Below are 21449 nucleotides of genomic sequence, written 5' to 3'. Positions count from 1 at the left end.
GCGGAAGCGGCCCGGCTACGTCAATCGAACCCACAGCCACGCGGCGGCGATCGACGCGGGCACGCCCAGCGTCATCAGCGCGCCCGCGAGCGGCGGATCGAGCTTCTTGTCGATGGCGATGAGTCCCGCGACGATCATCGGCGGCATTGCCGCCTGCACCAGCGCGACGGCGAGCGGCACGCCCCGCTGCGAGAACACGTAGAGCCCGCAGCCGAGCACGATCGCCGGCACGACGAGCAGCTTCAGACCGATGCCGACCATGAAATTGCGCGCGGCGTCGCGCGCGCTGCGCAGGCTGAAGCTCGCGCCGACCGAGATCATCGCGATGGGCGTGAGGGTGGCGCCGAGCGCGTTCAGCACGTCCTCGACGACGGGCGGGAACGGCACCGGCCGCAGCAGCAGCGCAAGCGCCATCGCCTGAATCGGCCGGTAGCCGGCGAGCTGCCGCGCGACGCCGCGCCAGCGCATCGCGCCGCCCGCGTACAGGTCGGCGACGACGAGGCCCGCCGTGCACATCACGATGAAGTTCGCCTGGTCGACGACGAGCGCATGGCCGATCGCGGCGCTTCCGATCAGCGCCTGCACGACCGGCACGCCGACGATCGACGTGTTGCTCGTGCCGCACACGAGCGTGAGGCAGCCGACCGTCGCCTTGTCGAGGCGCAGCAGCGTGCCCGCGGCGAGCGCGAGCGCGGCCGTCGCCGCGAACACGATCGCAGGCGTCGCGAACAGCCACAGCACGTCCGCGCCGAACGCGATCTTGTGCAGATGCTGCAGCACGAGCGCGGGCAACGAAATCTGGATCGCGAAGAAGTTGAGGCTGGCCGGGAAGTTGGCCGGCAGGCGCTTGCTCCGCGCGAGCGCGGCGCCTGCGACGAGGCAGGCGAGAACGAGAATCAACGAAGCCATCGATCGGCGTTTGAACGAATCGGGTGCCGGAAGGCCCGGCGGGCCACCCGTGCGGGTGGGGGGCGAAAGCCGGCGCGGGACCACGACAAAGGCGACGGACCGGGCGCGCGCCCCGCCGGACTATAACCCGGCAGGGCGCGCGCCGCGAGGCTGCGCCGGATCAGTGCGTAACCGACGCGCACCGTTCGACCACGGGTGCGAGCCATGCCTGCGCGGCGCCGTGCAGATACGCGTCCTCGATCGTGTACGCGCCGTCCGCGAGCATCCTCGCGCAGGTCGCACGCTGGATCTTGCCGCTCGACGTCGTATGGATCTCGCCTTTCTTCACGCGGACGATACCGCTCAGCGTCAACTGGCACGCGTCCCACACCTCGCGGGCGATCTCCGGCGCGAGCGTGGCGAGGTCGAACGGGCCGGTCGCCTCGAGCACGACGACGACGCCCGCCTGCGCGTCGCGCTCGACCATGATCGCCGCGAGCCGGTTCGGGCGAATCTGGTCGGACACGTTCAGGACCGCGCCTTCGATGTCCTGCGGATAGTAGTTCGCGCCGTTCAGGATGATCAGGTCCTTGATCCGCCCGGAGATGAACAGGTGGCCGCGGTCGTCGACGAAGCCGAGGTCGCCCGTGCGCAGCATGCCGTGCGGAAACGCGTCGGAGCGGTATGCGCGGAACGTCGCGTCGGTCGCGTCCGGGCGGCCGAAGTAGCCGTGACAGACGCTGTCGCTCGCGACGCAGATCTCGCCGATCTTGCCGGCCGGCTGCACATCGCCCGTCGCCGGATCGACGATGCGGAACGTCTGGTCCGCATCCGCGAGCGCGCCGACCGACACGACGTCGATCGACCTGCCGTCGCCCCCGTGCGGCTCGAAGCGTCCGTCGGCGAGCGCCGCGTAGTCCGCGCGCCGGATCACGACGGGTGCACCGATCTGCGTCGACGTTGCGACGAGCGTCAGCTCCGCGAGCCCGTAGCATGGCGCGAAGGCGTCGTAGCGAAAGCCGGCGGACGCGAACGCGTCGGAAAACTTGCGCATGATCCTTGGTTGTACCGGCTCCGCGCCGTTGAAAGCACACTCCCACGTGGAGAGGTCGAGCGAGCCGACATCCATGCGGTCTGCGCGTCGTTGGCAAAGATCGTACGCGAAGCTCGGTGCGCCGCTGCAGGTCGCGCCGTATTCGGACACCGCATGCAGCCAGCGGGTCGGCCGCTGCAGGAAATCCTGCGGCGACATGAATACGGCGGGCCGCCCCGCGTAGATCGGCTGCAGGATCCCGAGGATCAGCCCCATGTCGTGATAATGCGGCAGCCACGACACGCCCAGCCAGCGCTCGCGGTCGCCGCCGAAATGCCGGTAAAGCAGCCGCGCGTTCGCGACCAGGTTGTCGTGGCCGACCATCACGCCCTTCGGATCGGACGTCGAGCCGGACGTGTACTGGAGGAACGCGATGCTGTCGGGCGCGACGGCGGGCAGCGCGGGCGCGGCGTCGCCGAGGTCGCCTAGGTCGCCGTTGCAGTCGGGAATCGCGCCGGCTTCACGGCACGGCGGCGTGACGATGCCCGCTGCGCCCAGCTCGGCGCGCACGGCGTCCATCTCGCCGTTGCCGCAGATCGCGAACGACGGCGCGCAGTCGCGCGCGATCGAGATCAGCCGGCGGCGTTCCTTCTCGGTGCGCGGCGGCAGCGCCGGCACGGCCATCCGGCCCGCGTAAAGGCAGCCGAAGAACGCCTCGATGAAGTCGGCGGCGGACGGGAAGATCAGCAGCACGGGGTCGCCCGGCCGGCCGTGCGCGACGATCTCGCGCGCGATCGCCAGCGCGCGGCGATGAATGTCGCGGTAGCGCATCACGCGATCGGGCATGCGGCCGAAGCCGAGGTAGCCGTACGCGAATTCGTCGGGCGTCGTCTCGGCGCGAAAGCGCAGCACGTCGGCGAAATTGGCCGCGGGCGCGAGCGGCGGCGGCGCGGTCAGCGAGCGGCAGGCGGCGAGGGCGGACTGGATGGATGACATGTCGGATCGAGCCTCTTCAAAGTGGGGCGGGTTGCAACGCGGCGGGCCGCCCGGATGGTTCGCGCCGGATCGCGTCGACCAGGCGCGTGAGGATCCGGCGGCCGGGGCCGAGCTCGACCCATTCGTCGACGCCCGAGCGCAGCATGGTGCGGACGCTGTCGCGCCAGCGCACCGGCTGGTCGAGCTGCTCGACGAGATAGTCGGCGGGCGTGCCGGGCGGCTGATAGGGGCGCGCGGTCACGTTCGACACGACGGGCCGCGCGGGCTGGGCGAGCGCGAAGCGCGCGACGAACGCTGCGAACGCCGGCTTGAGCGGCGTCATGCAGCGCGAGTGAAACGCGCCGCTCACCTTCAACGGAAGAACGGTGACGTCGCCGCATGCGTCCAGCATGCGCGCGGCGGCGTCGACCGACGCGGCCGGACCCGCGATCACGGTCTGCCCGGCGCTGTTGAAGTTCGCGAGATCGACGTCGTCGAGGCCGGCGGCGCGCAGCCGGCGGCCCAGCTCGGCCGCGGTGACGCCGACGATGGCCGCCATCGCGCCGCCGTTCACCGACGCGAACAGCTCGCCGCGCCGCTTGACGATCTCGAGCCCGGTGCGGAAGTCGAGTGCACCCGCGGCGAGGAGCGCGCTGTATTCGCCGAGGCTGTGCCCGGCGAGCCAGACGTCCGTGTCGTCATGCGCGTCGCGCCAGGCGGCGAGGTGCAGCGCGTTGACGACGAAGATCGCGGGCTGCGCATAGCGGGTGTCGGCGAGCAGGCCGTCCGGATCGTCGATGCAGAGCCGCTCGACCGACAGGCCCATCACGTCGTCCGCCGTTTCGACGAGCTCCGGAAAACGCTCGAAGAGGCCCTCGCCCATGCCCGCCGCCTGCGCGCCCTGGCCGGGAAAAATCAATGCCTTCATTTATGCTCCCGCGAACATGTAGCCGCCGATGCCGAGCGCGGCGAGCATCGCCATCGCGACGATCCCGCCGAGCTTGTGCTGCACGCGATCGATGCGCTCCCACGCGGCGTAGTCGCCGCGCGCCGCGTAATGCCGGCGCCGGACGACGATCCACACGCACACGGCATTCAACGCGATCGCGAGCATGCCGAACGCGACCTTCGTCAGCAATAGCGGCGTCGGCGCGCGATGCGCGAGCAGGATCGCGCCCGTGACGAGCACGATCGTGAATGCCGGAATCTCGACGTACTTGTCGGTGGCCCAGTGCAGATTCGAGATGAACGTGCGCTGCTCCGGACTCCGATCGATCGCGTGTTCGAAGATGCCTTCGACGATCACGCAGCTCATCCACGCGGCGACGAAAACCAGATGCAGGAACAGTACGAGCCTCATGGCGTCTCCTTCACGGGGTCGCGCAGCGTCGCGAAATGCTCGAGCAACTTGCGGCGGAGAATCTTGCGCGTCGGGCCCTTCGGCAGTTCGGGCAGATCGTCGAGCGCGTTCAGCAGCACGACGTGCCGCGGGCACTTGTAATGCGCGATGCGGCCTTCGCACAGGCGGCGAACGTCGTCCTGGCGGAGCGTCGACGACACGCGCAGCTTCACGTACACGCACACCTCCTGCCCGAGAATCGGATCGGGCACGCCGAGCGCCGCGCATTCGACGACATCGTCGCAGCCGTGCAGCACGTTCTCGATCTCGGCCGGGTAGATGTTCTCGCCGCCCTTGATGATGAGGTCGTCGACGCGCGTCGCGAAGAAGAAGCTGCCTTCGTCGTCGCAATAGCCGTAGTCGCCGGTATGCAGCCAGCCGTCGCGAAAGCGCTCGGCGCTCAGCTCGGCGCGCGCGTGGTAGCGCGTCGCGACGTTGTCGCCGCGGATCAGGATCTCGCCCGTTTCGCCCGCCGCGGCCTCGCGGCCGTCCGCCGCGACGATCCGCAGCGCGTTGCACGGCAGCGCGACGCCGATCGAGCCGAAGCGGCGGCGCTCCGCGGGATGGCGGTTCATCGTCGCGAACGACGTCGTCTCGGTGAGCCCGAAGCCCTCGAACACCGGCACGCGGTATTCGCTCTCGAAGCGGCTGCGCACTTCGTCGAGCAATACCTGGCCGCCGCAGACGATGCCGCGCAGCGTGTCGTCGGTGCGCTTCAGCCCGTATTCGAGGAACGCGGACAGGAACGCGGGCATCACGCTCGTCCAGTTCACGCGATACGTGTCGACCAGCTTCCAGAACGACGGCAGCGCCGACCTGCCTTCGAGGATCACCGAGCTGCCGCCCGCGATCAGCGGCGACAGCAGCGTGATCACCTGGCCGTTGTTGTGGAACAGCGGCAGGATGCACATCGTCCGCGTGCCGGGCTCGAACGCGAACCAGTCGACGAGCGCGCGCGCGTCGGACAGGAGGTTGCGGTGCGACAGCACGACGCCCTTCGGGTGGCCCGTCGTGCCGGACGTGTAGAGGATGCTCGCGTCGTCGTCGGCCGCGAGATCGGTTTCGGGCGAGACCGACGCATGCGCGGCCGCGGCCGCGAGCGCTTCGAGACCGAAGCCGGAGGCGGCGTCCGCGCTGGCGATGCGCGCGCCGCCATTGCCGCTATCGCTGCCGCCTAGCTCGGCGCGTACCGCGTCGCACAGATGCGTCATGCGCCGGTCGAACACGACGAGCTTCGCGCCGCTGTTGCGGACGATGTACGCACACTCGGCCGCGCTCAGCGCCGGATTGATCGGCACCGACACGACGCCGAGCAGGTGCGCGCCGAAGTAGTACGCGAGGAACTCGGGGCCGTTCGGCAGCACGACCGACAGGCGGTCGCCGCGCCGCAGCCCGTGCTCGCGCAGCCTTTCGGCGGCCGCGCGCGCGAGCCCGTAAAACGCGCGATACGTGTAGCGGCGATCGTCGGCAGGGAAGAACAGGAACGGCTGGTCGGACAGCGTGTCGGCGCGCGCGCGCAGCAGCGCGCCGATCGTGTCGGGCTCCGTGCCGGCCGCCGCGTCCGGCGTCGCGGGTGCCTGCGGCGCGTCGCCGCCCGGCCCGCGTTGCCGCTCGATGTGCTGCAGCAGCCGCTCGAAGCTGTCGAGCCGATAGGCCTCTTCGATGTCGATGTCGACGCCGAACTCGGCGGCGACCTTGCCAAGCAGCTGGACGTGCGCGAGCGACGACCATTCGGCGAGATTCTGCATCGACACGCCGGGCCCGAACGGCGCGCTCGTGAAGATCCGGCTGCCGAGGGCGCTCAATTGTGTTGAAAGCGAGGACACGCTGGGGCTCCTTGTCGTTGAGGTTGGAATCAGTGCGGCGCGGCGCCGAACAGCGCGAGCTCGCGAAACTGTCCGCGCAGGCAATGGTTCGAGCTCATCGACGACGCATAGCCGCCCGCGTTCAGCAGCGCGACGAAGTCGCCCGGCTCGACGGGCGGCAGGCTCACGTCGCGGCTCCACAGATCGAGCGCTTCGTTGATGTTGCCGGCGAGACACACCGATTGCGCGGCGCCCGGTCGCCGCACGCACGGGACGGGTTCGCACGGCAGGTCGTAGAACGCGGGCTCGATCGCGAGATTGAAGCCGCCGTTCAGTCCGACGAAGCGGCGGTCGCGCTTGAGCTCGACGTAGGCGACGCGCAGCACGAGCATGCCGCCGTCCTTCGCGATGAAGTCGCCGGGCTCGATCGCGAGCGCGAGCGGCCGCGCGCCGAAGCGTGCGTGCACGGCCGCGCGCCAGCGTTCGAGGTCGAGCGGCCGGTCGGTCGCGCGATGCGGCAAACCGAGCCCGCCGCCGAGATTGATGCCGCGCAGCCCCGGCACGCGCGCGACGAACGCGTCGAGCGCATCGAGCACGCGCTCGAACGATGCGAGCTGCGGATCGAGATAGCCGCAGCCCGCGTGGCAATGCAGCCACGTCACGGTCAGGCCGTGCCGCGCGGCGAGCTCGAGCGCCGCGCCGAACTGCTCCGCGTAGATGCCGAACTTCGTGACGGTCGCGCCCGCGTAGCTCAGGCGCTCGCTGTCGCCGTAGCCGATGCCGACGCCGGGGTTCACGCGTATGCCGATCTCGCGTCCGGGCGAGCGGCTGCCGAGCAGCGCGATTGCTCCCAGGGTGTCGCAGTTCACGTGCACGCCAGGCAGTGCGGCGAGGAGCTCGGCTTCGTCCGGCATCATCCCGTGCGCGGTGTACGAGATGCGCTCCGGCGCGAAGCCGCACGCGAGCGCTTCGCGCAGCTCCTCGGGCGAACACGCGTCGATGCCGAAGATCGGCGAGCGCCGCAGCTCGGACAGCAGCGGGCGGAAGCGATTCGCCTTCATCGCGTAATGGATGCGGAAGTCGCCGCGTTGCAGGCCGCCGAGCGCGCGTTGCAGGCGCGCGACGTTGTCGACCGCGCGCTGCGGGTCGTACAGGAACACCGGCTCGGCGAACGCGGCCGCGAGCGCGGCGACGTCGCGGCCGCAGAAATGCAGCCCGCCGTCGCGATAGTGCAGCCGGTCGCGCGCCCACCAGTCGGCGGTCGGCGCGGCGCCGGCGGGAGTGAAGGCGTCGAGGTTCGCGTTCATTGATGGGTGGCCAGGTGAGCGGTTGAGCGGGAGAAAAGCGGCGCGAGATCGAGCGCCTGCGCGGTCGCCGCAAGCGCTTGCGGCACCTTGGCGCACGCGAGCACCGCATCGGCGAGCGCGGACGGCGCGATGCGCAGCCGCGCGCGCGGGCCGCTTCGATCGATGGCGACCCCCGCTTGCGCGGCGATCGCGTCGATGAAGTCGACGGCCGGCTGGTTACCGTCCGTGCGGATGGTGTCGAGCGCGACGGCCGGCAGCGCGGCGCGTTGCGCCGCATGCGCGAGCGCGAGCAGCACGCCGTGCTCGACCTGCTTGCCGAGCACCGTGCAGCTCAGCACGAATTCGGCGAGGACGGGCAGGCCGGCGTCCGTGCGCACGAGCGCGAAGCCGCTGCAGCCGTATTGGCCGAAGCGGTCGGCGACGGTCAGCGCGAGTCCGCACGCGTCGCGCGAAGTCACATCGAGCAGGTCGGCTTCGAGATACGCGTGGCCGCTCAGATGGAATGTCGCGGCCGTATGGCTCAGGCGCGCGCTCTTCGCGAGCGCCGCCTCGTCGTCGAGCGGGACGCTCGCGATGCGCAGTTGCAGGCGCTCGAAGAAGCGGGCGAGCGACGGGGCAGGCGTCGCGGGCGCTGCGTCGGCGTGCGCGCGCGTGTGCGGCGTCACGGCGTCGAGCGCGTCGGCCGCAGCGGCTTCGCCGCGCAAGCGCCCGGCGAGCCATCGCGCGAACGCCGCGAAGCCGTCGATCGTCAGCGGCACGTGGCCGAGCCTGTCCGCGACCGGATCGAACGGCTGCGCGATCGCGCTCGACGCGACGAAGTCGGCCCAATCGAACGCGCGCAAGCCGGGCAGGTCGAGCAACGCGCGTTCGAGCCGCCGGCACGTGTCGGCGAGCGCCGCGCCGTGCGCGTCGAGCGCCGGCGACGGCAGCACGACGATGCGAGGCGGCGTCGCACGGCCGTCGGCGAACGACGTGAGCGCATCGAGCCACGCATCCGCGCGTTGCGCGAGCAGCGCGGCAAGCGCGTCCGGCGATTGCGCGCGGTCGCTCACTTCGTGCCGCACGAAGTCGGCAAGCCGCACGAGCAGCAGCGTCGCGTCGTCCGCGTGCTGCGGATCGGGCGCGAGCAACGCTTGCAGCAGCTGGCCGTAACGCGTGAACGCGATCGCGTCGAAGCCCTGCGCGCGCAGCAGCGGGTCGAGCGGCGACGCGGTGAACGTCGCGCCGACGTAGAGGCGCCGGGCGCTCATCGTGCGGCCTCCGGCTCGGCGTCGGCGGCCGCGGGCGGCGCCTGGTAGAGCCCCCCCGCGGCTTCGGTCGGGAACCGGAACGCCGCGCGGACTTCCGCGTGCGCGACGTTGAGCGGCCGCTTCAGCACCGCGCGGCGCGCTTCGTCGAGCGACGCGTAGTCGTTTGCCGCATGCGTCTTCAGATACGCGGAGAAGTCGCCGCTATCGATCTGGTCGAGCACGCGCGCGGCCAGCTCGCGCACGGCGGCGGGCAGCGTGCGGCCGCGCCAGCGGTGATAGCCGACCTGGCAGGTCGGCGAGCCTTGCAGCGCGACGACTTCGTCGAGCCCGATGTCCGCGCCGTCGAGCATCATCTTGCCCATCTCGCCCGAGCCGTAGACTTCGAGCAGCGCGGCCTTCGGATTGAAGCCGCGCTCGACGAGCACCTGGAAGCCGGTCTCGACGAGATCGACGAGCGCGGGCGCGAGGAACTGCTCCTGGAACAGATCGAGGAAGGTCTCCTGCCGGTAGCTCAGCGCCATCACGCCCGCGCGCGTGAAGCCGACCGCGCGCGCGATCGCGAGCACCCTGTCGCGCGCGCGGCCGGTGTGGTCCGCGACGATGTCGAAATACGCGGGCGCGCCCTGCCCCGCGAGGTAGTAGCGGCGGATCGGATCGCCGTACATGCGCGGCGCGAGCATCGCGAGGTCGCGTCCGGCGAGCGGACGCACTTCGCCCTGCACGAGCGAGTGCCCGTGCGCGACGCACAGCAGCGCGCCTTCGCGCAGGTTCGGCGCGATGTCGACGTCGAACACCGCGCCGTGCGCCTCGTCCGGAATCAGCAGCAGCACGATGTCCGCGTGCGCGACCGCTTCGGCGATGCTCGTCACGCGATGGCCTTCGGCACGAGCGAGCGCGAAGTAACGGTCGTCGATGTTGCCGACGCGCACCGACACGCCGCTGTCGCGCAGGTTCGCGGCGAACGCGCGGCCCTGGATGCCGTAGCCGATCACGCTCACGGTGAGGCCTTCGAGCGGCTGCAGCGATGCATGTTCGTCTTGATAGATGAGATCGTTCATGAATGTCACGTGTGGGAGTGAAGGGGAGAAGCGCGCTCGCCGTCGTCCGGCGGGGCGGCGAGCGCGCGCAGGTCCGCGTCGTCGTCGAACATGCCGCGCAGGTATCGCTGCAGCAGTGCGTCGTCGAACGCGGGCACGACGATGCCGGCTTCCGCGAGCTCGCGATGGGTCGCCGTGCAGTCGTAGATGAACGTCGTTTCCTCGCGCTCGCGTGCGAGCTTCACGAGCTCCGCGTCGCTCATGTTCATCATCCATTGCACGACGGGCACGATCGATTGCACGTCGCCGCGCCGGTAGCGCACGCGCAGCTCGTCGATCCACGCGAGGTGCGCGAGCATGCGCATCGGCGTCGGCAGATGCGCGTTCATCATCTCGAACACCGTGCGCATCGGCGTGACCTGCATCGTCGACAGATGGAATACGCCGCCGCCGCGCGGATGCTTCGCGCCGAGATGCGCGAGCGCGCGCGCGACGTAGTCGACGGGCGTGATCACGAGGTCGTAGCGGAAATCGTCGAATGCCGCGCCCATCAGCACGCAGCTCTTCAGCAGCCGGTAGTACGCCTGCTGCTCGTCGTAATGGCCGTGCCGCACGTCGCCCGTCACGAGGCCGAGACGGAACACGTTGCACGGCACGCCGCGCGCGGCCGCGAGATGCGTCAGCTGCTCGCCGACCCATTTGCTGGTCGTATAGCCCTGGTCGGACGGGTGCCTTTCGGCGTCGATCGGCGCGGATTCGGCGAACACGTGCGTGCCGGTGCGCTCGCGCATGCTGAACACCGCGAGCGTCGACACGTAGTTGAACGTCTTCGGCCTGCCTTGCGTCGCGATCCGCAGCAGCTCGATCACGCCGTCGACGTTCGCCGCGCGCGCCATCTCGAACGATTCGAGATGGTTCATGCTGGTGCCGTTGTGATAGATCGCGTCGACCTCGGCGACGAGCCGCGCGCGATCGGCTTCCGACAGGCCGAGCCGCGGGCGGCCGAGATCGCCCGGCACCGCGACCACGCGCGCGTCGTCGCCGTCGCGCCACAGCGACCATCGTTCGAGTGTCGCGCGGATTCGTGCGAGGCCCTGCGCAGCGTCCGGCGAGCGCACGAGGCAATGGATCGTCGCGTCGGTGCGGTCGATCAGCTCGCGCAGCAGGTGGCGGCCGACGAAGCCGGTCGCGCCTGTCAGCAGCAGCGCGCGCGGCGCGTCGGCGACCGGCGCGGGCAGCGGCGCGACGTCGCCGGGCAGCACGGCCGCGCGCGCGAGGTCGACGTACTCGGGGCCGTCCGGCGCGTCGCGCATCCGCTCGGCGAGGCGGCGCACGGTCGGCGCCATGAAGATGTCCGCGACCGACAGCGACGTGCCGCATGCCTCGTTGATCTGGTAGACGACGCCGATCGCGAGCATCGAGTGGCCGCCGCAGTCGAAGAAGTTGTCGTCGATGCCGAGCGCGTCGAGCTTCAGCGCGGCCGCGAAGATCGGCGCGAGCGTCGCCTCCGCTTCGTTCGTCGGCGGCGCGTACGGCGCGCGGCGCGCGTGCGCGTCATCGGCCGGCGCGGCGAGCAGGTGCTCGGCGTCGTCGCGGATTTGCGCGGCGAGCCGGTTCCATGCGTCGTCGAGCGGCACCGACGCGTGCTGGAACGCGACGCGCGCGATGTAGCTCGCGAGCGCCGCGTAGTACTCGCTCGTGAACGGCACGTGGCCGGCCGCGTCCGCATGCGGATCGAACACGTCGGCGACCGGATAGATCGCGGCGACGTCGCGCCAGTGCGCAACCGTGATCGACGGTCGATCCGCGAGTGCGGCAACGAGCGCGAGGTAGGGGGCGAGCGACGAGTCGATCGCGGGGGTATCGTCCTGCTCGTCGATGTGCTCATCGTGCGCGGCGAGCGACCCCGCATCGTCCGGCAGCACCAGCACGAGGACCGGCACCGCGAGCGACGGCGCCGCGTCGCTCAGCGCGTCGGCGAGCTCGTCGACATGGCGCGCGATCCGTCCGGCCGCCACGTCGGCGTTGTCGGTGGCATCGGCGGCATCCGCGTCGTCGTAGCGCAGCCAGTCGCGCGGCCGAACGAGCACGACGTTGATCCCGTGGCGATTCGCATGGAACGGCGTCGACGGATCGTAAAGCGTCTGGAACAGCTGGCCGTACGGCGCGAAGCCCGGCTCGATCGGCTGGCCGGTCGCGGCGCCCCAGTAGCGCAGCGTGCCGGCGAGCGGGCGGTCGGTGAACGTCGACGCGATCTCGATGCGCAGCGGCGGCATCGCGTCGGCGATCGTCCGTTCGAGCGCGAGCTCGGCTGGCGGCGCGAGACCCGCGAGCGGCAGCGAAGGATGCGCGAGCAGCGTGCGCAGCAGCTCGACGTAGTACGTGGCGATGGTTTCAGCCGTCGAACGATCGAAGAGGTCGGCGCTGTATTGCAGCACGCCGTCGATCGCGCGATTCGACGCGCGCAGCCGCACGAACAGATCGTAGTCGAGCCAGCCGGAATCGACTTCGACGGGCTCGACGCCGTCGGGCAGCACCGGCATCGGGATCACGTTGAACATGATCTGGTAGAGCGGATTCGCGCCGCCGTGCCGCGCCGGCTTCAGCGCTTCGACGAGCCGCGGGTACGGCACGCCGAGATGGTCGAACGCGCCGTGCACGGTGCGCCGCACGAGCGAGAGGGCGTCGGCGAACGTCTCGGCCTCGCCGAGTCGCGTGCGCAGCACGAGCGCGTAGGCGAGGCTGCCGATCATGTCGGCCGTGTCGTCGTCGGCGCGGTTCGCGTAGGGGCTGCCGACGACGACGTCGTCGCGGCCCGACAGCACGCGCAGCGCGACCTTGAACGCGGCGAGCATCACGACGAAGCGCGACAGCCGGTGCGCCTTGCAATACGCGTCGAGCTGCGCGGTCAGTTCCGGCGGGAACGCGAGCGGCACGCTCTGCCCGCGGTAGCTCGGCACGGACGGCCGCGCGCGGTCGCACGGCAGCGGCAATGGCGGCGGCACGTCGCGCAGGCGCTCGAGCCAGTACGGCAGCTCGCGCTCGACCGTCGCCGGCAACGCGTCGCGTTCGCGCGCGGCCCATTGCGCATATTGCGGCTGCGCGCCGTTCGGCACGCAGGCTTGTCCCGTCAGCGCGGCGCGCGCGAGCGCGTCGAGCAGCACGACGACGGACACCGCGTCGCCGACGATGTGATGCAGGTTCAGCAGGATCACGTGGTCGTCGTCGCGCAATTCGAGCACGGTCAGCCGGCTCGGCTCGCCCTGTTCGAGCGCGAAGCCTTCGCGGCTCGATTCGGTCAGGCACTCGGCGATGCGTGCGGCCTGATGCTTCGGCAGCAGCGCCGACAGGTCGTGACGGCGGATCGTCGCCGCGCGGTGCGGCGCGACTTCCGCGCACGGCTCGCCGCCGCGCACGACGAAGCGGGTGCGCAGCACGTCGTGCGAATCGACGAGCGCCTGGTACGCGGCTTCGAGCGCATCGGCATGCCATTCGCCGCGCACGCGCAGCGCGCCCGGCAGGTTGAACGCCGGATTGGCGGGGTTCAGGCGGTCGAGGAAGAAGAACTGCTGCTGGTTCGACGACAGCGTGTGAACGCGCGGGCGAGCGTCGCGCGATGCGGGCGCCGGGCACGGCTGAGGTGCGGATTCTCGCGTGGACGTGCCGGCGCTCGGCATGCCGCTTGAGGACGCGCTGTCCGATGCGATGCAGGTCGCCCTTGACGGTCCCGTCTCCGTCAGCAGCACGTCGATCGCCTGCGCGCATTCGGCCAGCGTCTGCGCTTCCAGCATCAGGCTGAGCGGGATCTTCACGTCGAGCGACTGCTGTAGCAGCCGGTGCACGCGCGCCGCGCGGATCGAGTCGCCGCCGAGCGACAGGAACGACTCGCTCATGTCGACGTCCGGATAGCCGAGCAATTGCGCGACCGTTCGGCGCACGAGTGTGGCGACATCGGGCGTCGACGTGTCCGGCGGGGCGGCGTTTGCGCCGTGCGTTGCAAGCGCGCTATCGGTCGTCGATTCGCGCACGGGCTCGGCAGCGAGCGTCGCATCGTCGCGGAGCCAGTAGCGCGGGCCGTCGAACGGATACGTCGGCAGGTGCACGCGCCGGCGCGCGCGGCCGTGATGCAGCACCGACCAGTCGACGCCGAGCCCCTGGCACCAGAGGGACACGAGCCTGTCGAGCTTGCCGGTCGCGATGCATTGGTCGACGAGCGACGCGCGCAGCTCGAGATCGGCGTCCAGCTCGGCGAGGCCGTGGCGGTCGCCGGTGAGCCGATGCGCGTGCCAGCCGCGCGATGCGTCGCCTTCGACGAACGCGGCGAGCGCCGCTTGCAGCTCGCCGACCGACCCGACGACGCAGCCGAAACGCGAAGCCATCGCGTCGCGCCCGATCTGCAGCGTGCAGGCGAGATCGTGCAGGTGGTCATCGTCGACTTCGCCGGCGGCGAGCACCGCGTGCAATTGCTGCGCGCGGCGGCGCAGCGCGTCGTCGGTCGCGGCGGACAGCACGACGATCGCCGGTCCGGCGTGGTCGTCGCCGGTCGCGACGCGCGTGTCGACGAACTCTTCGAGCACGACGTGCGCATTCGCGCCGCCCGCGCCGAACGACGACACGCCCGCGATCCGCGGCCATCCGTCGAGATCCGGTTTCGGCCACGGCGCGAGCGTGCGTTGCAGCACGAACGGCGATTGCGCGAAATCGAGGTCGGGATTCGGCTCGTCCGCGTGCAGCGTCGGCACGAGCTCGCGATGCTTCATCTGCAGCAGCACCTTCGTGACGCCTGCGACGCCTGCCGCGCTCTCGCAATGGCCGATGTTCGACTTGACCGAGCCGAGCGCGCAAAAGCCGCGATCGGCGGTCGCGTCGGCGAACGCGCGCGTGAGGCCCGTGAGCTCGATCGGATCGCCGAGCGCGGTGCCGGTGCCGTGCGCCTCGACGTAGCCGACCGCGCGCGCGGGCACGCCGCTTCGCGCGAGCGCGGCGCCGACGACCGCCTGCTGCGCGCGCGGGTTCGGCACCGTGAGGCCGTGCGTCTTGCCGCCCGCGTTGATCATGCTGCCGCGGATGATGCCGTGGATCGCATCGCCGTCGGCGAGCGCGCGCGACAGCGGCTTCAGCACGAGCACGCCGACGCCTTCGCCGTCGACGAAGCCGTCCGCGCCCGCGCCGAACGCGCGGCACGCGTCGCCTGCCGACAGCATCGTCAGCGACGACAGTCCGACCAGATGCTTCGGATGCTGGATCAGGTTGACGCCGCCCGCGAGCGCGCAGTCGCAGGTGCCGCTGCGCAGGCTGTCGAGCGCGAGATGGATCGCGGTGAGCGACGACGAGCACGCGGTGTCGACGGCGAGGCTCGGGCCGTGCAGGTCGAGCGCGTGCGACACGCGGTTCGCGATGCTCCAGAACTGCGTGCCCGTCGGGTAATCGCCGTTCATCACGCCGACGAACACGCCGACCTGGCGGCTCGCGCTGAGCGTCGCGGGCGTGTAGCCGGCGTCCTCGATCGCGGCCCACGATTCCTCGAGGAACAGGCGGCCTTGCGGATCGATGTGCGCCGCGTCGCTCGGCGCGATCCGGAAGAACGCGGCGTCGAAGCGGTCGATCTGCTTCAGGAAGCCGCCCCACCGGCTGTACGTGCGGCCAGGCGCGCCTTTTTCCGCATCGAAGTGCGTGCGCCAGTCCCAGCGCTCGGCGGGCACTTCGGTGATGCAGTGGCGGCCCGCGCGGAGATTCGCCCAGAACTCGCGCAGGTTGTCCGCCTGCGCATAGCGGCCGGACATGCCGATCACGGCGACGGCCGTGTCGTCGGCGCTCGAGGGTGTCGCGGGGCGCGCGGGCGGGGGCGTCGTGTCCGGCTGCTCGATCGCGCGTTTCGCCGGCGACGCATGCGTCGCGGCCGCCGCATCGCCGCCGAGCACGCGCTCGCATGCGGCGCGATGCTCGGCGACGAAGAAGCCGGCGAGCGCGTTCAGCGTCGCGTGCTCGAACAGCGTCGCGTTCGGCAGCGCGACGCCGAGCGCTTCCCGCAGCGTCTTCGTCAGGCCGATCACGAGAATCGAGTCGACGCCGTAATGGCCGAGCGGCTGATCCGGCGCGAGCTTGCCGGCCGGCATCTTCAGCGTCCGCGCGACGAGCTGCGCGAGCCATTGGACGCAGCGCTCGCGCAGGTTCGCGCCGGTCGGCGAAGCCGCGGGCGCGTGCGTGGCCGATGCGGCCGAATGCGCAACGGTTGCGCGCGAGTCGGCATCGTCGCGCGCCGCGTCGCGTGCGTCGGCGATCATGGGCTGCACGATCACGCCGTCGCTGACCGCGACGATCACGCCTTGTCCCGCCGGCGCAGGGCCGGCCGGACCGCCGTCGGGCACCGCGAAGCCGGCTTCGCGCAACGCGCGCGTCCAGCCGTCGCGCGACAGCAGCGGGCTGCCCGGCAGCCGGCGCGCGCTGTCGCGATGCCGCCACCAGCCCGGCAGCAGGCCGAACGTCGCGTGCGCGAAGCCGTGCGTGTCGAGCAGCTCGTTGACGATCAGGCGGCCGCCCGTCTTCAGCAGCGCCTTCGCGTTGCGCAGCGTGACGCCGATGTCCTGCGTCGCGTGCAGCACGTTGGTGGCGATCACGATGTCGTAGCCGCCGGCGTCGAGCGCCTGCCCGGCGACGGGGCGCTCGACGTCGAACAGCCGGTAGCGCAGCACATCGCGGCCGTGGCCGAACGTCTGCTCGGCGTTCAGAAGGAACGCCTTCGAGATGTCGGTGAAGTCGTAGCGGCCGAGGCGCGCGCCGCTCGCGTCGAGCGCCGCGAGGAGCGGCACGGTCGTGCCGCCCGTGCCCGCGCCGATCTCGGCGAGCGTCGCCGCTTGCGCGGCCGGCGCGCGGCCGACCAGGTGCAGCACCGCATCGGCGAGCGCGCGATTGCAGCGGTCCGCCTGCTCGTTGCGCTGATAGACGGCTTCGACGCGGCTCAGGTCGCCGTCGGGGAACAGGATCGACGTCGCGGGCACGCTGCCCTGCAGGATCGCGGGCAGTGCGTCGAGCGTCGCGTCGACGAGCGCGAGGTGGGCATCGAGCAGCGCGGTGCGTTCGAGCCCGGCGCGCGCGTGGGTCCATTCGGTGCGCGCGATGTCCGGCGACGGCGGCGCGCCGGCGATGCGGCCCGTGCGACCGTCCCACGCGATGTGGTCGTGTTGCGCGATCAGCGTCAGCGCGTGGGCGAGCCAGCGTCGGTACGCGGGCGCGATGCGGCCGGCGCGCAGCGCGGCGTCGAGGTCGAACCTGGTGTCGCCCGACGCATCGCCGTCGCCGAACACGCGCAGCGCGTCGAGCTCCGCGAACAGGCGGTGCGCAATCGCGCGATCGAGCGACGCGAGCGCGTGCTGCCACTGCGGGCTGTCGCCCGTCGCGTCGACGCGCGGCAGCGGCGTGTTGGCGAGCGCTTCCGTGGGCGGCGCGATGCGGGCGGCGAGTGCGGGCGCGAGCGTCGGCACCGCGGCGCGCGCGATCGTCTTCAGATAGCCGACCTGGTCGACGGGCGCGACGAGCAGCGCATCGACGACCGCCATCGCGGCCGCCGGCTCGATCGAGCCGATGCCGAGCGCGGCCATGCGCCGGCGATACGCGTCGGACGCGACGACGCCCGTTTGCCCCCAGTAGCCCCAGCTCACGACCTTGACCGCGCATCGGACCTGCGTGCGCAGCCAGTCGGCGAACGCGTCGCGGAACGTGCAGCCCGCCGCGTAATTGCTCTGGCCCGCCGCGACGAATGCGCTTTGCAGCGACGAGAAGAACAGGATGAAATCGAGCGCGTCGTCGCCGAACACGCGCGCGAGGTTCGCGGTGGTCGCGACCTGCGCGTTCAGCGCCGCGCTGAACTGCGCTTCGTCGAGCTGCGCGAGGCCGCCGTCCTGCAGCACGATCGCCGTGTGCACCACGCCGTCGATCCGGCCGAAGCGAGCGAGCACCGCGTCGCGCGCGGCGCGCAGGCTGCCGGCGTCGCCCGCGTCGGCGCTCAGGTATGTCGGGCGCGGCCCGAGCGCGGCGAGCGCATCGCAGTGCGCGTCGATCTGCGCGTCGAGCGGCCGTCGCCCGATCCACACGACTTGCGCGCCGCATGCGCGGATCGCGTGCTCGGTCCACACGCGGCCGATGCCGCCCGCGCCGCCGATCGCGACGTAGACGCCGCCCGGCCGGTACGGCGGCGTGGCAGGCGACGGCAACGCCGCGAGCGGCACGAGCCGGCGCGCGAACCACTGGCCGTGCCGGTGCAGCAGCAGCGGATGGCCGGCTTCGGCCTCCTGCGTCCGCCAGTCGGCGGGCAGCGCGTCGGCGTCGGACAGATCGATGAGCCGCACGCGCCAATGCGGGTATTCGTTCGCGAGCGATCCGCACAGTCCTGCGAGATCCGGGTGCGCGGGGAACGCGGGTGCGTCGCCCGGCATCGTCCACGAGCGGACGGTCAGCACCGTCAGCTCGAACGCGCGATCGCCGACGCCGAGCGCGAGCAGCCGCTTGACGAGACGGAAGCCGTCGAGGCCCGCGCATCGCGCGAGCGGCGCGTTCGCGTCCGCCGCCGTGGGCGGGAGCCAGACCAGATGATCGATGTGCGCGTCGAGTTCGGCGATGTCGTCGATCACGCGCGGCGGCGTCGGATGCGTGGCCGCGAGCGCGGCGCGCTGGGCCGGCGTGCCGCCGAGTACGGCCAATGCGCCGGTGCGCCGGGAGCGCGTGGCGGTGCTCGCCGCGTTCGCCGCAGACGGCAGCCATTGCGGCGCGAGCAGATGGTCGCCCGGCGTCGCGAGGCACGGCGCTTCGCGCGCGGTGCTGCTTCGTGCCGATGCAAGGGCGAAGCCGCGCAGCGACGCGCACGATTCACCGCTCGCGGTCACGAGATCGAGATCGAACGTGCGACGGCCGGTCTCGTTCGGCACTTCGCGGATCCACGCGTGGCTGCTGTCCGCAACCGGCCCGGTCAGTTCGATGCGCGCGAGCGCCGCGGGCAGGAGCGCGACTTCGATGCGTCCCGCGTCCGCGAGCTGCAGGCCCGCAATCGCCTGGAACGCGCCGTCGAGCAGCGCGACGATGCGCGCGTCGCCCGCGGTGCGCGCGAGCGCCGCCGCGTCGAATTCGGCGAGCGCCTCGTCGCGGCCGACCGCGATCGCGCGGAGCGGGCGAAAGGTCGGACCGTAGTCGATGCCGATCGCGGCGAACGCGTCGTAGCACGTATCGGCCGGGATCGATTGCGTGCAGCGCGCACGGATCGCTTCGAGGTCGAGCGCGGACGCGCCGGTTGACGTGCTCGCGACCCGCGTCGCGTATCCGTGGCCGAGCGGCGTATCGACGGCGGGGGAGACGGCGATCGCGAACCGTGCGTCGTCGTTGACGCGTTCGTCGCGTGCAAGCGTGACGTGCAGATCGGTCGGCGCGCCGATTGCGATCGGCGCGAGCCATGCGATGTCGTGCAGCGCGACGTTCGTGTCCGCGTCGATCGCGCCCGCTTCGAACGCGCGCCACGCGATCACGATCTGCGCGGCGGCGGCGAGCACGGGCTCGCCGGCGAGCCGATGATCGGCGACGAGCGGCGCATCGGGCGCGATCGACAGCCGGTACGCGCCGTCGCCGTCGGGTGCGAGCGCGAAGCGCGTCGGCGCGGCTTCGTCGGTCGGCCAGTGCCGCTCGCCTTCGAACGGATAGACGGGCAACCGGAGGCGCGGCGTCGCCTCGTCCCATGCGGCCGGCAGCGGCTCGGACCCGCCCGCGAGCCACGCCGCGTGTGCGCTCGCGGGCGGCTGCAGGCGAGCGTCGTCGCGCACGAGCGTATCGGCAGGGCCGTTCAGCGCGATCGCGAGCTGCGCGCGCAGCTCGTCGAGCGACGCGCAGGTGATGCCGAAGCGGCATGCCATCGGCTCGCGGCCGACCGACAAGGTTTTCGCGAGCGCAGGCAGCCATGCGTCGTCGGCACGCTCGACATCGAGCCAGCTTGCGAGCTGTGCGGCGCGCGCGCGCAACGCCGTGCCGGTGCGTGCGGACAGCGGGATGAACCACGCGAGCGGACCGGCGGCATCGGACGCGCTCGCCGGAGCGATCGGTCGGTCCTCCGCGGATTGCAGCACGACGTGCGCGTTCGACCCGCCGAAGCCGAACGAGCTGACGCCCGCGCGCAGCGGCGTCGGCGTCGCGTCGTCCGGCCACGGCGTCGGTTCCGTGACGACGTGGTAGCGGCTGTCGTCGAGCTTCAGATATGGATTCAGCGCGCGGCAATGCAGGCTCGCCGGCAGCATTCGCCGGTTCATCGCGAGCACGACCTTGACGACGCCCGCGAGGCCCGCCGCCGCTTCGAGGTGCCCGATGTTGGTCTTGACCGAACCGAGGCCGCAGCGCGCCGGCGCGTGCGCATCGACGCACTCGCGCGCGTACGCGTCGAAGCCCTGGCGCAGCGCCTGCACTTCGACCGGATCGCCGAGCGACGTGCCGGTGCCGTGCGCTTCGACATATGAAACGGTGGCGGGGTCGACCCCCGCATCGCGATACGCGGCCGCGACCAGCGCGGCCTGCGCGTTCACGTCGGGCGCGGTGAGGAACGCCGCGCGGCCGCCGTGATTGACCGCGCTGCCCTTGATCACCGCGCGCACCGGATGCCCGCCCGCGCGCGCGCGAGCGAGCGGCATCAGCACGAGCGCCGCGACGCCTTCGCCGCGCACATAGCCGTTCGCCGATGCGTCGAACGTCCTGCACCGTCCGTCGGGACTCAGCATGCCGGCGGCGGCGAGCGCGCGATGCAGCCGCGTCGTCAGCATCGCGTTGACGCCGCCGACGATCGCGACGCTGCTCTCGCCGCGCCGCAGCGCGCGCACCGCGCGGTGCAGCGCGACGAGCGAGCTCGAGCATGCGGTGTCGACGGCCTCGCTCGGTCCGTGCGTGCCGAGCAGGTGCGACAGCCGGTTCGGCAGCATGGCGTGCGCGTTGCCGACCGCGAGATGGCCGTCCGCGCCGGGCAGCAGCGCCATGTAGTCGGACGTGCTGACGCCGACGAACACCGCCGCGTCGCTGCCCGTCAGATCGGACGGGCGGACCGCCGCGTCTTCGAGCGCGGCCCACGCGGTCTGCATCAGCAGGCGCTGCTGCGGGTCCATCTGCTCGGCTTCGCGCGGCGAGATGCCGAAGAACGCGGCGTCGAAATATTCGATCCGCGGAATGAAGCCGCCCCAGCGCGACGCGGGCTCGCCGTCGACCGCGCGCCAGTCCCAGCGCGACGGCGGCGTTTCGGCGATCAGATCGTCGCCCGCGGCGAGGTGCCGCCAGAATTCGTCGAGGTCGGCCGATTGCGGGAAGATGCCCGCCATGCCGACGATCGCGATGTCGCTTTCCGCGTCGTCATGCGTATCGTCGGCTTCCGCGCGGCTGCCTGGCGCAGCGGCGGGCGCGTCGGCCGGCGCGTTCGTATCGTTCCCGATCTCGAAGCCGTGCCTGCGCGCAACCTCGGCCGCGTGCCGCGCGAGCAGATGCGTGGCGATCGCGCGGGGTGCGTGCACGTTGAAGAACAGGGTTGGATCGAGATCGAGACCGTAGTAATCGCTCAGGCCTCCGGACAATTCGACGAGCTGCACCGAGTCGAAGCCCAGCGTGTGCAGCGGACGCTCCGAGGCCGACGCGTCGAACGTGCGGCCGGCCACGTCGCCGGCGAGCGACAGGACGGCCGCCTCGACGGCCGCGGCGAGTTCGCGGGAAGGAAGGGATGGGGTCATGGGAATCGTCTGTGTCGGGT

The 21449-nt window shown here is 71.6% G+C and carries 9 protein-coding genes; all 9 read right to left on the bottom strand.

Translation table 11 applies throughout. The features are described from left to right. Window positions 1-15: 15 nt before the first annotated feature. The 9 genes from ACFIMZ_RS37640 to ACFIMZ_RS37600 all read right to left on the bottom strand — a co-directional run bounded on the left by ACFIMZ_RS37640 (window position 16) and on the right by ACFIMZ_RS37600 (window position 21429). On the bottom strand, window positions 16-909 hold the full coding sequence (locus ACFIMZ_RS37640) for an AEC family transporter (RefSeq protein ID WP_431825751.1): 894 nt from the start codon (window positions 907-909) through the stop codon (window positions 16-18). 160 nt (window positions 910-1069) lie between these two features. Next, window positions 1070-2917, bottom strand: a complete 1848-nt coding sequence (locus tag ACFIMZ_RS37635) for a fatty acyl-AMP ligase (RefSeq protein ID WP_431825750.1) — start codon at window positions 2915-2917, stop codon at window positions 1070-1072. A 16-nt stretch (window positions 2918-2933) separates the two neighbouring features. Then, the gene (gene fabD / locus ACFIMZ_RS37630; RefSeq protein WP_431825749.1) at window positions 2934-3824 is read right to left on the bottom strand and encodes an ACP S-malonyltransferase; all 891 of its coding nucleotides are present in this window, start codon (window positions 3822-3824) and stop codon (window positions 2934-2936) included. Further along, a complete protein-coding gene (locus ACFIMZ_RS37625) occupies window positions 3825-4256 on the bottom strand; it encodes a hypothetical protein (protein ID WP_431825748.1) in 432 nt (143 codons plus the stop codon). After that, window positions 4253-6121: an AMP-binding protein gene (locus ACFIMZ_RS37620; protein WP_431825747.1), complete on the bottom strand. Its 1869-nt coding sequence runs from the start codon at window positions 6119-6121 to the stop codon at window positions 4253-4255. Before ACFIMZ_RS37620 ends, ACFIMZ_RS37625 begins: the two co-directional genes overlap by 4 nt. A 29-nt stretch (window positions 6122-6150) precedes the next feature. After that, window positions 6151-7407, bottom strand: coding sequence for a diaminopimelate decarboxylase (locus ACFIMZ_RS37615; protein ID WP_431825746.1), 1257 nt, complete (start codon window positions 7405-7407; stop codon window positions 6151-6153). Next, the gene (locus tag ACFIMZ_RS37610) at window positions 7404-8657 is read right to left on the bottom strand and encodes a fkbH domain protein (RefSeq protein WP_431825745.1); all 1254 of its coding nucleotides are present in this window, start codon (window positions 8655-8657) and stop codon (window positions 7404-7406) included. Before ACFIMZ_RS37610 ends, ACFIMZ_RS37615 begins: the two co-directional genes overlap by 4 nt. Continuing rightward, window positions 8654-9715, bottom strand: a complete 1062-nt coding sequence (locus ACFIMZ_RS37605) for an NAD(P)-binding domain-containing protein (RefSeq protein WP_431825744.1) — start codon at window positions 9713-9715, stop codon at window positions 8654-8656. Before ACFIMZ_RS37605 ends, ACFIMZ_RS37610 begins: the two co-directional genes overlap by 4 nt. A 5-nt stretch (window positions 9716-9720) precedes the next feature. Further along, window positions 9721-21429, bottom strand: coding sequence for a thioester reductase domain-containing protein (locus ACFIMZ_RS37600; protein WP_431825743.1), 11709 nt, complete (start codon window positions 21427-21429; stop codon window positions 9721-9723). Window positions 21430-21449: the final 20 nt, after the last annotated feature.

This window comes from Burkholderia sp. F1 (assembly GCF_050813845.1).
Classification (GTDB): Bacteria; Pseudomonadota; Gammaproteobacteria; order Burkholderiales; family Burkholderiaceae; genus Burkholderia; species Burkholderia ubonensis.
Note: the sequence above shows the minus strand (reverse complement) of the source record. Positions and strands in the feature narration are given on the sequence as shown.

Coding starts and splice junctions, on each gene's coding strand:
- ACFIMZ_RS37605 (WP_431825744.1), bottom strand. CDS start 9,715: ATGAACGATCTCATCTATCAAGACGAACATGCATCGCTGCAGCCGCTC.
- ACFIMZ_RS37610 (WP_431825745.1), bottom strand. CDS start 8,657: ATGAGCGCCCGGCGCCTCTACGTCGGCGCGACGTTCACCGCGTCGCCG.
- ACFIMZ_RS37600 (WP_431825743.1), bottom strand. CDS start 21,429: ATGACCCCATCCCTTCCTTCCCGCGAACTCGCCGCGGCCGTCGAGGCG.
- ACFIMZ_RS37615 (WP_431825746.1), bottom strand. CDS start 7,407: ATGAACGCGAACCTCGACGCCTTCACTCCCGCCGGCGCCGCGCCGACC.
- ACFIMZ_RS37635 (WP_431825750.1), bottom strand. CDS start 2,917: ATGTCATCCATCCAGTCCGCCCTCGCCGCCTGCCGCTCGCTGACCGCG.
- ACFIMZ_RS37640 (WP_431825751.1), bottom strand. CDS start 909: ATGGCTTCGTTGATTCTCGTTCTCGCCTGCCTCGTCGCAGGCGCCGCG.
- ACFIMZ_RS37625 (WP_431825748.1), bottom strand. CDS start 4,256: ATGAGGCTCGTACTGTTCCTGCATCTGGTTTTCGTCGCCGCGTGGATG.
- fabD (WP_431825749.1), bottom strand. CDS start 3,824: ATGAAGGCATTGATTTTTCCCGGCCAGGGCGCGCAGGCGGCGGGCATG.